This window comes from Solirubrobacter ginsenosidimutans (genome assembly GCF_027587205.1).
Map to the genome: position 1 here is coordinate 90828 of NZ_JAPDOD010000017.1, position 15110 is coordinate 105937.

Consider the following 15110-nt stretch of genomic DNA (forward strand, 5'->3'; position numbering starts at 1 on the left):
ACTTGAAGCACATCTTGCAGGCCGTCGCGGTGATCGGATGCATCGTGATCGCCGCATACGCGCCGCACAACCAGGACCACACGACCGAACTGTTCTTCGTGAGCATTGGAGGCAGCGCGATCTGCGCGGCCTGGATATTCCTCACGTCGTCGATCGGGAAGAGTTGACACCGCCGTTGTCGCAGACCTATCCGAGGTATTGCTCTCGGTAGGACGTCGGGGCTTCGCCGTAGTGGCGCTTGAACGCCCGGCTGAAGTAGAGCTGGTCCTCGAAGCCTGCGCGGAAGGCGATCTCCCCCACGTTGAGGTCGGTGAAGCGCAGGAGCCGAGCGGCTTCGAGCATCACGCGATCGGTGATCAGCTGCTTGGTCGTGCGCCCCGTCACCTGTGACAGCGAGCGCGACAGCTGCGCGGCCGGGACGGCGAGCGCCTCGGCGTACCAGGCGGCATCGTGGTGGCGGGCGAAGTCGCGTTCGAGCACGCCGTCGAAGCGGCGGTAGAGCTGGACGTCGGTGTCGTCCGGGTCACGGCGCTCGGTCCGGGTCGCGTCGTACCAGCGCTCCACCCACAACAGCAGCACGGAGAGCAGGTGGCGCTGCACGTCGAGCCCGTGCGCGTCGCGGGGACGCGCCGTCTCCGCCGCCAGCATCGCGATCGTCGACTCCAGCGCCGGGACCTCCGACGGCGGGACCGGCACGGTGCGCGAGCCGCGCCCGCCCACGAGCCAGCCCGGCCCCTCGTGCTGCATCTCGGGCCCGAAGCGCACGACCGCGCCCGAGAGCCGCCGCGCGCGCTCGAAGACGTGGATCTGCCCGCGGCCGATCAGTGTCACGGTGCCGGGCACGACCGCGAAGCGCTCGCCGTCGATCGAGTGCTCGCCGTCGCCGCGGCGCGCCCAGATCAGCTCGTGGTAGTCGTGCCGGTGCGGCTCGCGAGCGCCCTGCGGGGCTTCGCTTCCGAACGACGCGTCGTCGAGGAGCACGACCTGCAGCTCCTGCGGGAGCCGGTCGACGGCGATGTCCATATGTTCGCGAGGCTTTGCCATGGGAAAGCGGGGTGCCGCGGGCGATCCTAAGGGTCATGACCTCGACCGCGACTCCAGTGCTCCCGGCGACGCTCACGCTGGGCGCCGTCTCCCTCACCGTCTCGAACCTCGACCGCTCCGTCGCCTGGTACCAGACCGCCCTCGGCCTGCGCGTGCACACCCACGATGCGACCACCGCCACTCTCGGCGACGGTGAGTTCACCGTCCTCGAGCTGGTCGAGGACCCGCTCGCCCGCCCCGCCGGGCGCCACGCCGGCCTGTACCACTACGCGCTGCTGTACCCCACGCGCGAGGAGCTGGCCCGCGCCGCGATCCGCCTCTCGGTGACCAAGACCCCGATCGAGGGCGCCTCCGACCACCGCACCCACGAGGCGATCTACCTCGCCGACCCGGACGGCAACGGCATCGAGCTGGCCGCCGATCGCGCCAAGACCGCCTGGCCCGCCGATCTCGGCTACGCGGGCGGTCCCGCGGCGCTGGACTTCAACGCGCTGCTCGCCACCGTCGCCGGCGAGGACTTCTCCCCGCAGGTCCGCCCCGGTCTGCGCATGGGCCACCTGCACCTGCACGTCGGTGACATCGAGCAGGGCCTCGCCTTCTACCGCGACGTGCTCGGCTTCGAGGTGCAGGCCAACCTCGGCAGCGCCGCGTTCGTCAGCGCCGGCGGCTACCACCATCACCTCGGCTTCAACATCTGGCGCGGCCAGGGCGTCGGCCCCGCGCCGGAGCACACCGTCGGCCTGCGCCACTGGACCGTCGTCGTCCCGGACACGGATGAGGTCCGCGCCCGCGTGACCGGCGCCGAGGACTTCCCCGGCGGCTTCATCGCCCGCGACCCCTGGGGCACGGCGGTGGCGTTCGTGGCGTAGCCTCCGAGCATGGAGGTGCCCTGGGGACGCGAGCGGCTACGGGTGGATGTGCTGCGCGAGGACGTCATCCGCCTCAAGATCAGTCGCGGCGGAGTCTTCGACGAGCAACCGACGTTCGCGGTCTGCACCGAGGGAACCGCGGACTTCGAAGTCGACGGCACGACCCTGCGCACCGCCGCGCTCGAGATCGACGTGACAACGCTCGGCGTCCGCCGTCGCGACGGCTCGCCGGTGATCGAGCCGATCGAGCCCTACGCGACGCTCAACGACGCGTTCTGGGTCAAGCGCAAGTGCCGGCCCGAGGACGCGATCTACGGCCTCGGCGAGAAGTCCGGGCGCCACAATCGCCGCGGGCGCGACTTCACGCTCTGGAACACCGACATCCTCAACCCGCACGCCAACGCGGAGTTCGACGGCGACGGGACCGAGACCGACTTCGACCCCTACTACGTCTCGATCCCGTTCTTCTACCACCACACCGCGGACGGGCAGGTGAGCGCGTCATTCGTCGACAACGGCTACCGCGCGGCGTTTGACTTCACCCGCCCGGACTCGCTCAGCTTCCGCTTCGAGGGCGGCCAGTACACCGAGTACGTCTTCGCCGGCCCACAGCTGCCGCAGATCCTCGAGGCCTACACCTGGCTGACGGGCCGCACCGCCCCACCGCCGCTGTGGGCGCTCGGCTACCACCAGTGCCGCTGGAAGGCGTACACGCAGGACGAGGTCGAGGCGGTGGGGCGCCGTCATCGCGAGCTCGATGTCCCCTGCGACGCCCTCTGGCTCGACATCGAGTACATGGACGGCTTCCGCGTGTTCACCTGGAACCCCGAGCTGTTCCCGGACGCGCCCGGGATGCTCGCGCGGCTGCGGGAGGACGGCTTCCGCGTGATCACGATCATCGACCCCGGCGTCAAGTACGAGCCGGGCTACGCCATCTTCGACCAGGGGGTCGAGCGCGACGTCCTGTGCAAGACCGAGGGCGGTGACATCTATATCGGCGAGGTCTGGCCCGGTGACACCGCGTTCCCGGACTTCGTGAGCGAGGAGGGCCGCAGGTGGTGGGGCGAGCTCAACGCCGCCCACGTGCAATCCGGCCTCGCGGGCATCTGGAACGACATGAACGAGCCGGCGACCGGCGCCCACCCACCCCAGCGGATGCGCTTCGACCACGGCCGCGAGTCACACGAGCGCTACCACAACCAGTACGCGCTGCTGATGGCGATGGGAACGGTCGAAGGGCTGCGCGCCGCCATGCCCGAGCTGCGCACGTTCGTGCTCTCGCGCGCCGGCTCGGCCGGCATCCAGCGCTACGCGGCGAACTGGATGGGCGACAACGGCTCGCGCTGGGATCACCTGTGGATGAGCATCCCGATGGCGAACGGCTTCGGCCTCTCCGGCCAGGCGTTCGTGGGCGCTGACATCGGCGGCTTCCAAGGGCACACCAACGCCGAGCTGTTCGTGCGCTGGATGCAGTACGGGACGCTGACGCCGTTCTGCCGCAACCACTCCGAGATCGGCAACGTCGACCAGTACGCGTGGGGGTGGGGCGAAGCGGTGCTCGACCTGGTCCGGGACGCGATCGCGCTGCGCTACCGCCTGCTGCCCTACATCTACTCCGCGTTCATCATCGCGTCCGAGACCGGCGCGCCGGTCCAGCGCCCGCTGGTCTTCGATCACCAGTACGACGCCGCCGTCCGCGATCTCGACGACCAGTACCTCTTCGGGGGCGACCTGCTGGTCGCGCCCGTGTACGAGTCACGGGTGACCGCGCGGCAGGTCTATCTCCCCGCGGGCGATTGGTACGACGCGCACACGGGCGAGTGCTTCACCGGGCCGTCGTTCGTGATCGCCGAGACGCCGATGGACCGGATCCCGCTCTACGCGCGCGGCGGCGCGGTCATCCCGATGTGGCCTGAGGCGCCGCCCTCGACGAACGTCCGCCCGGACGTGATCGAGCTGCACGTGTTCGTCCCGTCGGCGGACGGCACGTGGACGTCCTTTCTGCAGGAGGACGACGGGCTCACGGTCGACGGCCCCGTCCGCCGGACGCGCTTCGTGCTGACCCGCGAAGGCCCGGACGTGCGGCTCCGCGCCGAGAGCGAGGGCGACTACGCCCCGCACGCCCGCTTCGAGGTCGTCGCGTACGGCGGCGCGGTTCAGTTCGACGACGACGACGCCGCCTGAGCGCGCAGCTCGTCCGCACAGCACCGGCCATCATTCCCGCAGGATCAGCGCGAGCTGCGCGAGGCTCTCCAGGCTGGCGTCGAGCCCTTCGACCGGCAACTCGCGCACCAGCGCGGCACGGTCGTGGGTGCCGTCGAGCAGCGTGATCAGCCGGCGCCCGCGCTCGTCCTCGACACGGACCAGCGCGTGGCGGAGGTTGGTGACGTACTCGCCCCGCTCGGCTTGATGGCGCGCGAGCGGGGTCACCCGCGGGCGCTCGCCGGCGTGGGTCGCGCACGCGGGCGGGTGGACGTGGAGTTGCACGAGGTTGGCGGCGTAGGCGCGCAGCAGCGCGGCGTGCAGCACCTCGGCGTCGCCGTCGCAGTCGCGGACCCAAACCGCCGCGGGCCACGCTCCCGCCGCGCGCTCGAAGGCTGCGATCACGTCCGGATGATCGGTGCTCAGCGTTGAGCCCGTCGGCCCGGTGAACGCCTCGCCGTCGCGCACCGCGGGCGTGGAGAAAGCGAGCGGCGCGATCACTTCAGGCCGCGGCGAGCGGTCGACGGGCGCGTCGGCGTGGCAGAGCAGCGTCTGGCGGAACATCCGGCCCTTGACGAAGTCCATGTACTGCTCGCGGCGCACCGCATCATCGATCGCGCGCAGCTCGTCGGCAGTGGTCTGGGACTCGAAGAAGTCGGCCTCGGCGAGGTACTGGAGGCCGTGCGCGGCGGCGTGCGCGGCGAACTCATGGAAGTAGACGGGGGCGTTGTAGGGCGCGAGCTCGTCGTGCAGCAGGCTCGCACCGGTGCGGTGCAGCAGCAGCTCGGCCTGCGGGCGCAGCTCCTGGTGCTCCGGCCATTCGGCCAGCAGGAAGCGCAGGAGCGCTCGGGCCTGGTCGACGCGCTCGCGCGGGTCTTCCAGGGCCTCGGTGTGAAAGCGCAGGATGTCCCGCAACGCCTCGCGCAGGCGACCGCCGGGCAGCGCGTTGTAGCTGACGTAGGCGACGCCGTGCGGGGCGAGCGCGCGGGCGATGACGGCCAGCAGCGCGTCGCGGGTCTCGGCGTCCAGCCACGAATAGACGCCGTGCGCGATCACGTAGTCGAACTCGCCGACGGACCGGAAGGCCTCGATCGAGGCGGTCGTCAACGTGAGATTGGGCAGCTCGAACGCGCGCCCGCGGGCGATTGCGGCGGGCGCGGAGTCGATGCCGAGGAACGTCGAGTCCGGGAGGACCATCGCCAGCGGCACGAGGTTGCCCCCATCGCCGCAGCCGAGCTCGAGCACGCGACAGTGGGCGGGATCCGCGGGAGCGCGACCGAACAGCGCCGCCAGCGTGGCGAGCCGGTCAGGGTGCGTCTGGGCGAACGGGCGCCCGACGTAGGGAACCGCGTCGTAGAGCGAGATCGTCAGATCTTCTTGTTGGCCTTGACGTCCCAGCCGGCCTTCGACACCGCGCCCGCCGAGCCGTCCGCCTTCTGCTCGCGGTATTCGACCTGGATCTTCGCGAAGGCCAGCGACACGGTATCGATCGGAGTGTCCTCGGAACCGCTCACCTGATAGTCGCTCACCAGCACATCCGACAGCGAGAACGTCAGGAACTCGAGCTGCCCCTTGCCCGCCTTGCGGCCGGTCAGGGTCGCGCTCTTGAGGTGCTTTCCACTGGCGCACGCGAGCAGCAGCGGCGGGCTCGCCTTGGACGTGACCGCGGTCACGTTCAGCGGGCCGATGCTCACCTTGCCGGCGCCGCCGCCCCCACCGCTCGCGGGCGACGCGCTCTGCGCCTCGCCCCACGAGAAGGCCAGGACGGGGATCTCGCCCTTGTGCTTCTCGTCGGTGCTCTCGCCCGGGATCCCGTCGATGCGCAGGAAGTAGTTGGCGGCCATGGCCGCTGGTCTACCTGAACGCTCAGTGCAAGTCAATCGGCCCGGCGCAAGCCGAGCGGCCACGTGCCGATAACGGTGGGAAGACACGTCGTGAAATGGCCGTTTCCCAATCTGCTGAGCCGGCGTCGCCGGCGCGGGAACCACTTCGAGGGAATCCTCGAGCTCTTCGACGACCACGTGCACATCGGGGAGCTGCTACCCGACGGCCGCTTCCTCACGCGCTTCTCAGGGCCGGCCTTCGCACGCTTCGTCGGCGCCGAGCCGGGCGACGTCGCCGAGTCCAGCGAGGTGTGGAACTCCTGCGTCGAGCCGCTGGACCGCGCGTCGTACGACCGCTTCTGGGGCGAGGTGGTCCTCGGCCGCGGGGCCGAGGTGACCTACCGGCTGCGCGGCCTGGACGGTGTGACGCGGACCGTCTGGCACCGCGCTCGGGCGCGCGCGCTCCCGGACGGCCGCCTGCTGATCCAGGGCCTGGTGTCCGACGTGACCAAGCACGAGGAGACGATCGCGCGCCTCGCGGACGCCGACCATCGCTTCATGCACCTCCTCGACGTGGTCGGCGAGCACGTCTACCGCGCGATCGCCCACCCCGACGGGCGGATCGAGGAGCTCTTCCAGGGCCCCGGCGCGGACCGGCTGCTCGGCGGCGCCGACCCGGACGGCGCGATGGAGAACTGGACCGCGGCCATCCACCCGGACGACCTCCCCGCGATCGCCACCTTCGACGCGGCGCTCTGCGAGGGTCGCGACGCCGACGTCCAGTACCGCCTGCGCGGCTACGACGGGGTCACCCGCTGGGTGCACGACCGCGCGATCGCCCGCCGCGGCGAGGATGGCACCGTCCAGGTGAGCGGGATCGTCTCCGACGTCACCGAGCGCCGTCGCCTGCACAGCGAGCTGGCGAGCGCGCACTCGGCGCTGGCACGCGTGGTCGAGGCGATGGAGGACCACCTCTACACGCTCGGCCCCGATCTCGACGGCCGCTATCGGTCGGTGTATCGCGGGCCCAATCTCGAGCGGCTGACCGGATCGCCGATCCTCGATCACGACGAGACGGACGCGATCTGGGCGTCGATGGTGCATCCCCACGACCGCGGCGGCCGGGACGCCGCGATGACCGACCTCGCCCGCGGTGAGCCGATCGAGCTCGAGTACCGCGTGACCGGGCGCGACGGCGTCGAGCGGATCGTCCTCGACCGCCTCCGGCCCCGCCTGGAAGCCGACGGGACGCTGCTCTACGACGGCATGACCCGCGACATCACCGACCGCCGCAACCTCGAGAACGAACTGCGCCGGGCGCATCGGGCGGCGGAGCAGCTCGCGATCACCGACGAGTTGACGGGCGCGTACAACCGCCGCCACTTCACGGCGATCGCCGGCCGGGCGCTGGCCGCCAGCCCCTCCACGTTCGGGCTGCTGCTGCTCGACGCGGACCACTTCAAGCGCATCAACGACGTCCACGGTCACCTCGCCGGGGACGCGGTGCTGGTCGAGCTCGTGCGGCGGCTGCGCACGGTCCTCGGCCCCGAGGACGTGCTCGCGCGCTGGGGCGGCGAGGAGTTCGCCGTGCTCCTCCGGATCGACTCCGACGACGACCTCGCCCGCCGCGCCGCGGAGCTGCTGGACGTCGTCGCCGCGACGCCGGTCGAGGTCCGCGACCTCCGCCTGGAGCTGACGGTCTCGATCGGCGGCATCCACGCCGGTGACTCCCTCGCCACGCTCGACGCGCTGATCGAGCACGCCGATCATCAGCTGTACGCCGCCAAGCGCGACGGCCGCAACCGCGCGTCGCTCCCGCACGACGCGCAGCCGCCGTTCACCACCCGGATCGCCTAGTAGTCGTAGCGGTACGTCGTCTGTTGCGAGCCTGTGCCGTAGGGCGGCTCGTTGGCCGGGCGATGGGCGTTGGCGCCCACGGCGACGGTGAACTCGTCGCGGGAACCGAGGACGCGTGAGGTCTGTGGATCGATCAGCAGCTCGTGGCGCGTGCCCGTCGGGCCGTGGTGGGACTCGCTGATCAGCGCCGCTGCCGGGCGACCCGCCGGATCGGTCGCGTGCGCGTCGATCTCGACGCCCGGAACGGTGCGCAAGGCGTCGTAGACGGCGGCGCGGACCTCCGGCGCCACGCGCGGCGCAGTCAGCACGAGCTCCGCGTAGCCGAGCGCGAGCTGCGTGCCGTCGGTGCGCGAATAGGCGTCCTGCAACAGCTCCGCGACGCCCGTGTCGCCGCCGGCCGGCGGCTGGGCGGCCGCCCACGAGGCGATCGCGGCGCGGACCTCCACGGCGCTGGTCGGGGCGGGTGCGGGGTGCCCACCGGTGGGCAAGGGACCCGTGTAGAGCGTGCCGTACGGCCGCCGCTCGGTGGTCGCCGGATGCCCTTCGTGGCCGTCCATCCTCGCCTCGTACTCGGTGGGCGAGACCGGGCGGATCGTCTCGCGCAGGAGCGAGGTCTGGGCCGCGACGTCCTCGACCGCGTCGATCTGGATGCGGGTGTCCTTGACGTAGCCGGAGAAGAGGCCGTCGGCGGAGCTTGACCCGGCGGTCGCGGCCGCGGCCTGCAGTACGCCGAACGGCGCCGTGCGGTGGTTGTCGGAGGAGCCGGTGACGATCGCCAGCGACGCGGCGAGCGCCGCCGTGGCGGTCACTGCGAGGGGGACGACGCGCCGGATGCGGCGCTTGGGCTTGGCACGCAGCTCGACGATCCGGAGCGCGGTGTCGGAGAACGGCGGCGCCTCGCCCGCGTCGGCCACGATGTCTGCCGCCCGCAGGCGGTCGAGGATGTCAGCGGGCATCGGAGAGCTCCTGGGTCGCGCGGATATGGGGTGCGGGGACCGACGTGCGCTCGAGGGCACGTTCGAGCCGGCGGCGGGCGCGGTGGACGCGCATCGCGACGGTGGTGTCGCGGACGCCGAGCACTTCGCCCGCCTCCTGGTGACTCAAGCCGTCCCAGGAGACGAGCAGCAGCACTTCGCGATCGTTGGCGGAGAGCGAGGCGAGCGCGCGGAGCACGCTGCCGTCGCCGGGCTCCTGCGTGGCCGCCGCGCCGGCGTCGGCTTCGGCTTCGTTCGCGAGTCGTTCGTAGAGGGCGCGCTGACGCTTCGCGGTGCGGCGCCGGTTCGCCAGCACCCGGCGGGCGGTGCCGAGCAGCCACGTCCGCGGCTGCGGCGGCAGCTCGCCCAGCCGGCGCCAGGCGATCACGAAGACGTCGGCGACGACCTCGTCGGCCTCGTCTGCTCCGATCCGCCGCCGGACGTAGGCGCGGACCGCGCCGGCGTGCTCCAGATGCAGGCGCTGGAGCTGTGAGTCGTCGTCCATGCCCCGTTCAGTGTCCCCCACCTCCGCGGTTCTAACGGGCACGGGAAACGTGCTCGGTAGGGTCCTTTCAATGGCTTCAGTCTCGGAATGGTTCGCAGATCTCGACGCGCTGGACGGCACCCCGCTGGACGCTCAGTTGCTCGACGGACGGGCGGTGCTGGTGGTCAACGTCGCCTCCAAGTGCGGGCTCACCCCGCAGTACGAGGGCCTCGAGCGGCTCCAACAGCGCTTCGGCGGCGAGCGCTTCACCGTGCTCGGCGTGCCGTGCAACCAGTTCGGCGGCCAGGAGCCCGGCACGTCGGAGGAGATCGCGACCTTCTGCTCGATGACCTACGGCGCGACCTTCCCACTGACGGCCAAGCTCGAGGTCAACGGCGAGGATCGGCACCCGCTCTACTCGCGTTTGACCGCCACGCCCGACGCCGAGGGCGAGGCCGGCGACATCCAGTGGAACTTCGAGAAGTTCCTGGTCTCGCCGGCGGGTGAGGTGCTCGCACGCTTCCGCCCGATGGTCGAACCGGAGGACGAGCGGGTGGTCGCGGCGATCGAGGGCGCGCTGAACTAGACCGCGACGAGGCGGAGCAGCAGCTCGACGGCGTCCTGATCCGGCTGCACCAGCGGTGCCGACTGGCCCGCCCAGTGGGCGCTGACGAGCGGCCGGGTGAGCATCGCCTGGTAGGGGAACGGCGCGCTGTCTGCGAGCCGGAAGTCGCTCGCGAGCGCGCGGGCGAGGCGGCCGGTGAAGGCCTTCGTCAGGCGGGTGTCGCGGGGGCCGTGGGACAGCGCCTCGCGGTGCGCGGGGCTCGCCGCCGACTGGCGGGTGGCGAGGAACGCCGTGCCCACCTGCACCGCCTCCGCCCCCAGCGCGAACGCCGCCGCGACCTGGCGCGCGTCGGCGATCCCGCCCGCCGCGATCACGGGCGCCTGGACGGCGTCGACCGTGGCCGGGACCAGCGCGAGCGTGCCGATCAGCGACTCACCGGGCGGGCGCAGGAAGGCGATCCGGTGCCCGCCCGCCTCGAAGCCTGAGGCGACGATCGCGTCCACCCCGGCCTCGTCGAGCGCGACCGCCTCGTCGACCGTGACCGCCGTCCCGATCGTCACGATCCCCGCCTCGCGGCAGGCGTCGAGGATCCGCGCGTCGGGGACGCCGTAGACGAAGCTGAACACCGGCGGCCTCGACATGATCAAGGCCTCCGCGAGCACGTCGAACGCGTAGGCCGATGGGCGGGGCCGCTCCGGCGGCGCCACGCCGGCGGCGTCGTAGAGCGGCCGCAGCCGTGCAACGGCGGCGTCCCAGTCGAACGTCTCCTCCGGCACGTCGTGGGTCGACACCCACAGGTTCACGTTGAACGCGCGGTCGGTCCGCTCGCGGAGGGCCCGGATCGTCTCGGTCAGCTGCTCGGGGCTCAGGTGCTGCGCGCCGAACGAGCCGAGCCCGCCGGCGTTGGACACCGCGGCGGCGAGCTCGAGCGACGACAGCCCGCCGCCGAACGGCCCTTGGATCACCGGATGGTCGAGCTGCAAGAGCTCCGAGACGCGCGTTCGCGGAAGGGTCACGCACGGGACGCTACGGGCTAGCGAGACAGAAGGGGCGTTCTCACGCGCCCCGATCACCCATCGGCGAGGCGGTGTGTGACCTGGCTATCGCTAGGCGCGAGCGAGGTAACACACCCCCATCAACGCGCCCGATCGAACAGCGCGACCCTCAGTTGACGTTCGTCCCGAGTCGCGCGCTGGGTCCTGCTAGGAACTGCCAGGTGGACCTCCAACTCAATGGCCGCCGGGCGATCGTCACCGGCGGCAGCAAGGGCATCGGGCTGGCGACGGCGCGCGCCTTGGCCGCCGAGGGCGCGCGGGTGGCGGTCGTCGCCCGCGGGGTCGAAGCGCTCGGCGCCGCCGCCCGCGAACTCGGCGGGATCGCCGTGCCCGCCGACACCGGCTCCGACGAGTCGGTCACCGCGATGGTCGCGGCGGTCGTCGAGACGTTCGGCGGCGTCGACATCCTCGTCAACGCCGCCGCCAATGTGAACCAGGGCGGATTCGGCGAGGAGACGCTCGAGGAGCAGCTCAACGTCAAGGTGCGCGGCTACCTGCGGTGCGCTCGGGCGGTCGCGCCGTACATGGTCGGACAGGGCTGGGGACGGATCATCAACGTCTCCGGGCTCGCCGCCCGTCAGACCGGCTCGGTCGTCGGGTCGGTGCGCAACGTCGCCGTCGCCGCGTTGACGAAGAACCTCGCGGACGAGCTCGGTCCGGCCGGGATCAATGTCACCGTCGTCCATCCCGGGCCGACGATCACCGAGCGCCAGCCGCCCGCCTCCGCGGTCGCACACGTCTCGATCGGTCGCGCGATCACCGCCGCCGAGGTCGCCGACGTGATCACGTTCCTCGCCAGCCCGCGGAGCGTGTCGATCAACGGCGACGCGATCGCGGTGGGCGGCGGAACCAAGGGCGCGATTCACTACTAGCCATGGGCTTCCACCGCACCGACGACGGGCCGCTGGCCGTGCTCACGCTCGACCACGGCGACCTGAACCTGTTCGACCACGGCGTCTTCGAGTCATTCATCGACGCCGTGGACGCGCTCGACGCGGACCCGCCGCGCGCGCTGTTGCTGCACGCGAGCGGGCGGGTGGTGTCGGCCGGCGTGGACGTGCACGAGTTCGACGGGCTCGCCCCACGCGACGCCGCGATCCTGTGGCGGCGATTGATCCGCGCCGCGCAGGCGCTGGAGGATCTCCCCTGCCCGACGGTCTTCGCCGCGCACGGGCTGTGCCTCACGGCGGCGTTCGAGATCGCGCTCGCGTGCGACCTGCTGATCGCCGCGACGAGCGCGCGGTTCGGCCTGGTCGAGACGGTCGTCGGCCTGACGCCGAGCATGGGCGGCCCGCAGCGGCTGACCGAGCGGGCCGGCCCGGCGCGGGCGCGACAGCTCGTCTACACCGGCGAGCTGTTCGACGCGCAGACGCTCGCCGAGTGGGGCGTCGTGACCCAGATCCTTCCCGACGACACGTTCGCCGACGACGCGCGCGCCGTGGCGCTGAAGCTCGCGAACGGCCCGACGCGCGCCCACGCCGCCACCAAGCGCCTGGTCCGCACCGCCGCCGACCACGGCGTGCGGGCGGCCGACGCGCTGGTCCCCGATGTCTCGGCTCCCCTGTTCGACACCGAGGACCTGCGCGGCGCGGTCGCCTCCTTCCTCAAGGACGGCCCGGGCAAGGCGAGCTACTCGGGACTGTGAGTCTCCTTCGGCGCGTGCGCGACGAACACGGCGATGTCAGCGTGGTGCAGGACGTAGCTGGAGACGCTGCCCATCAGCGCGCCGACCCGCCCGACGCCGCGGGCGCCGAGGATGATCGCGTCGTAGTCGCCTTCCTTGGCCGCCTTGACGATCTCGCAGCCGGCCTTCCCGCGCCGGTAGAGCGTGTGCACTGAGATGTCGGCCGGGATCCGGGCGAGCGTGTCCTTCAGGCGCTGGCCCGCGTCCTCGTCGACGGTGTTCTGGTCGAAGGTGCCGGCGACCGGCACCGACCAGCTCGCCGGGCTCGAGGCGAGGTCCGGGCCGACGGTGAGCAGCGTGACCGTGGCGTTGTCGCGCCGCGCGACGGTGATCGCCCCGGTCAGGGCGAGCTCGGCGTTGGCCGAGCCGTCGATCGCGACGAGGATGCGGTGCAGCTTGAGCTCGCCGAGCATCTTCGCGGGCTCTGGGACGGTGGCGACGCTCATGGTGTCGCTCCTTCTTGGTGGTGGGTTGGCTCCGACGCCCGCTCGCGGGCGATGTCGATCCCGCTCTTGCCGCCGAGCGGCACTTCGCGCAACAGCGCGACCGCGGCGAGGGCGACGAGCCCGAGCGGCGCCGCGAAGAGGAAGATCTCGCCCACGCCGGTGCCGTAGGCGTGCTCGATCACGTGGGCGACCGGCGCCGGGAGCGAGCGCACGTCGGGCACCTGATCGGCGCCGGCGGTCGTGTGCAGGCCCTGGGCCGCGAGGCCGGAGGTGATCGTGCTGCTGGCGTGGGTGGCGAGCAGGGCGCCGAGGACGCTCACGCCGATCGCGCCGCCGAGCGACCGGAAGAAGGCGACGAGCGAGGAACCGGCGCCGATGTCCTCGTAGCGGACCGTGTTCTGCACGACCAGCACGAGGTTCTGCATCAGCATGCCGACGCCCGCGCCGACCAGCAGCATGAACACGCCCAGCTCGACCAAGCTGGTGGTCTCGTCGAGCGTCCCCATCAGGCCGAGCCCGGCCGTCAGCAGCACCGCGCCGAGTACGAGAAAGCGCTTGTAGCGGCCGGTGCGGGACACGAGCCGCCCGATGAAGGTCGAGGCCAGGAAGAGGCCGATGACCATCGGGATCGTCAGCAGGCCGGATTCGGTCGGCGACTTGCCGCGCGCGATCTGCATGTACTGGCTGAGGAACACGGTCGTGCCGAAGATCGCGATGCCGACGGCGATGCTCGCGATCACGGCCAGCACGACGCTGCGGTTGGCGAAGAGGCGCAACGGGATCAGCGGCTCGGGCGAGCGTCGCATCGACAGCACTGCGCCGACGCAGAGAACGACGCCGAGCACCACGAGCACCGCGCTCTGCCACGAGACCCAGTCGAACTGCTGGCCCGCCAGCGAGACCCAGATGAGCAGCGATGACACCCCGCCGGCGATGAGCGTCGCGCCCGCGTAGTCGATCTTCGCCTCGCGGCGACGACGGGGCAGGTGCAGCGTCTTCTGCAGCAGCGCGAAGGCGGCCACCGCGAAGGGGACGCCGATGTAGAAGCACCAGCGCCAGCCGAGACCGTCGGTGACGACACCGCCGATCAGCGGGCCGGCGACGGTGCCCACCCCGAACACCGCGCCGAGATAGCCCGCGTAGCGGCCACGTTCGCGCGGGGACACGAGGTCGGACAGGATCACCTGCACCAGCGCGGTGAGCCCGCCCACCCCGATCCCCTGCACGACGCGGCACGCGATCAGGAAGCTCGTGGACTGCGAGAGGCCGGCCAGGATCGACCCGCCCACGTACAGCACGAGCCCGGTCTGAACCAAGAGCTTGCGATCGAAGAGGTCTGAGAGCTTGCCCCAGATCGGCGTCGTGACGGTCAGTGCCAGCAGCGTCGATGTCACCACCCACGTGTACGCCGACTGCGAGCCGCCGAGGTCGCCGATGATCCGCGGCAGCGCGGTCGAGACCACCGTGCTCGAAAGGATCGCGACGAACATCGCGAGCAGCAGGCCGGACAGCGCCTCGAGCACCGCACGGTGAGACATCGCCGGCGGACCGCCGTCCCCAGGCGGCGGTCCGACGACGATCGTGGGTGCCTCGGTGGTAGCGCTCATGCGGCATGCTCCTGGCGGGTCGGCAGCGATGCCACCGTCGCGAAGTCCTCACGGAGCCGCTCGAGCTGGGAGGCGAGCCCGGCGATCTCCTCGTCCGACCACCCGCTCAGGGCGCTGGTCGCGGTGGCGACCATGCGGCGGTGCGAGTCGGTGAGCACGCGCGTGCCGCTCTCCGTCGGCCGCAGGCGCGTGGCGCGGCGGTCGTCCGGGTCCGGCTCGCGCTCCACGTAGCCGGCGAGCACGAGCGCGGCCACCTGCCGGCTGGCCACCGACAGGTCCACGCTCAACTGGTCGGCCACCTCGCTCACCCGCACGTGCCCTTCGCGCTGGATCACGGCGAGGGCGGTGAAGCCCTGCGAGCCGAGTTCCGCAAGCGCATGGCGCGCGATCGACCGCTGCACCAGGCCGAGCCGGTAGAGGGCGATGACGAGATCTTCGGAGGGCGCTGACATCTTGGAAGTTACTTGCTTTCTGCAAGCAATTATAGCGCGATGTGTCTA

The 15110-nt window shown here is 71.6% G+C and carries 16 protein-coding genes; 7 read left to right on the forward strand and 9 right to left on the reverse strand.

Annotated features, from left to right (window positions below; translation table 11 throughout):
• Nucleotides 1-2: 2 nt before the first annotated feature.
• Nucleotides 3-167: a hypothetical protein gene (locus tag OM076_RS18510; RefSeq protein WP_270041521.1), complete on the forward strand. Its 165-nt coding sequence runs from the start codon at nt 3-5 to the stop codon at nt 165-167.
• Nucleotides 168-186: 19 nt separating this feature from the next.
• Here the strand turns inward: OM076_RS18510 and OM076_RS18515 are convergent, their stop codons facing one another.
• A complete protein-coding gene (locus OM076_RS18515) occupies nt 187-1023 on the reverse strand; it encodes a helix-turn-helix transcriptional regulator (RefSeq protein WP_270041522.1) in 837 nt (278 codons plus the stop codon).
• A gap of 56 nt (nt 1024-1079) precedes the next feature.
• Here OM076_RS18515 and OM076_RS18520 point away from each other — a divergent pair, with 56 nt between their 5' ends.
• Nucleotides 1080-1913: a VOC family protein gene (locus OM076_RS18520; protein ID WP_270041524.1), complete on the forward strand. Its 834-nt coding sequence runs from the start codon at nt 1080-1082 to the stop codon at nt 1911-1913.
• Between the two features lie 9 nt (nt 1914-1922).
• On the forward strand, nt 1923-4097 hold the full coding sequence (locus OM076_RS18525) for a glycoside hydrolase family 31 protein (protein WP_270041525.1): 2175 nt from the start codon (nt 1923-1925) through the stop codon (nt 4095-4097).
• Between the two features lie 30 nt (nt 4098-4127).
• Here the strand turns inward: OM076_RS18525 and OM076_RS18530 are convergent, their stop codons facing one another.
• Nucleotides 4128-5564, reverse strand: coding sequence for a methyltransferase regulatory domain-containing protein (locus tag OM076_RS18530; protein ID WP_270041591.1), 1437 nt, complete (start codon nt 5562-5564; stop codon nt 4128-4130).
• A complete protein-coding gene (locus tag OM076_RS18535) occupies nt 5483-5959 on the reverse strand; it encodes an Hcp family type VI secretion system effector (protein WP_270041526.1) in 477 nt (158 codons plus the stop codon). Before OM076_RS18535 ends, OM076_RS18530 begins: the two co-directional genes overlap by 82 nt.
• 90 nt (nt 5960-6049) lie before the next feature.
• Between OM076_RS18535 and OM076_RS18540 the strand changes: the two genes are divergently transcribed.
• On the forward strand, nt 6050-7795 hold the full coding sequence (locus OM076_RS18540) for a sensor domain-containing diguanylate cyclase (RefSeq protein WP_270041527.1): 1746 nt from the start codon (nt 6050-6052) through the stop codon (nt 7793-7795).
• Here the strand turns inward: OM076_RS18540 and OM076_RS18545 are convergent.
• Both OM076_RS18545 and OM076_RS18550 read right to left on the reverse strand, forming a co-directional pair.
• The gene (locus OM076_RS18545; RefSeq protein WP_270041528.1) at nt 7792-8751 is read right to left on the reverse strand and encodes a hypothetical protein; all 960 of its coding nucleotides are present in this window, start codon (nt 8749-8751) and stop codon (nt 7792-7794) included. The genes OM076_RS18540 and OM076_RS18545 overlap by 4 nt on opposite strands.
• Nucleotides 8741-9274 (reverse strand): RNA polymerase sigma factor, encoded by a 534-nt coding sequence (locus OM076_RS18550; RefSeq protein ID WP_270041529.1) that lies wholly within the window; start codon nt 9272-9274, stop codon nt 8741-8743. The genes OM076_RS18545 and OM076_RS18550 overlap by 11 nt, the downstream gene beginning before the upstream one ends.
• A gap of 70 nt (nt 9275-9344) precedes the next feature.
• Here OM076_RS18550 and OM076_RS18555 point away from each other — a divergent pair, with 70 nt between their 5' ends.
• Entirely contained in the window at nt 9345-9839 is a 495-nt protein-coding gene (locus OM076_RS18555) for a glutathione peroxidase (RefSeq protein WP_270041530.1), read from the forward strand.
• Here the strand turns inward: OM076_RS18555 and OM076_RS18560 are convergent.
• Complete coding sequence (locus tag OM076_RS18560) at nt 9836-10834, reverse strand: NAD(P)H-dependent flavin oxidoreductase (RefSeq protein WP_270041532.1); 999 nt, start codon at nt 10832-10834, stop codon at nt 9836-9838. The genes OM076_RS18555 and OM076_RS18560 overlap by 4 nt on opposite strands.
• A gap of 200 nt (nt 10835-11034) precedes the next feature.
• On the opposite strand from OM076_RS18560, the gene OM076_RS18565 reads away from it, so the two are divergent.
• Together OM076_RS18565 and OM076_RS18570 are read left to right on the forward strand one after the other, a co-directional pair.
• Complete coding sequence (locus OM076_RS18565) at nt 11035-11745, forward strand: SDR family NAD(P)-dependent oxidoreductase (protein ID WP_270041533.1); 711 nt, start codon at nt 11035-11037, stop codon at nt 11743-11745.
• A gap of 2 nt (nt 11746-11747) precedes the next feature.
• Nucleotides 11748-12518 (forward strand): enoyl-CoA hydratase/isomerase family protein, encoded by a 771-nt coding sequence (locus OM076_RS18570; protein WP_270041534.1) that lies wholly within the window; start codon nt 11748-11750, stop codon nt 12516-12518.
• Here the strand turns inward: OM076_RS18570 and OM076_RS18575 are convergent.
• From OM076_RS18575 to OM076_RS18585, 3 genes are read right to left on the reverse strand one after another with little or no spacing between them, the layout of a single operon-like run.
• Entirely contained in the window at nt 12503-13003 is a 501-nt protein-coding gene (locus tag OM076_RS18575) for a universal stress protein (protein ID WP_270041535.1), read from the reverse strand. The genes OM076_RS18570 and OM076_RS18575 overlap by 16 nt on opposite strands.
• A complete protein-coding gene (locus OM076_RS18580) occupies nt 13000-14610 on the reverse strand; it encodes an MDR family MFS transporter (protein ID WP_270041536.1) in 1611 nt (536 codons plus the stop codon). Before OM076_RS18580 ends, OM076_RS18575 begins: the two co-directional genes overlap by 4 nt.
• Nucleotides 14607-15062 (reverse strand): MarR family winged helix-turn-helix transcriptional regulator, encoded by a 456-nt coding sequence (locus tag OM076_RS18585; RefSeq protein WP_270041537.1) that lies wholly within the window; start codon nt 15060-15062, stop codon nt 14607-14609. The genes OM076_RS18580 and OM076_RS18585 overlap by 4 nt, the downstream gene beginning before the upstream one ends.
• Nucleotides 15063-15110: the final 48 nt, after the last annotated feature.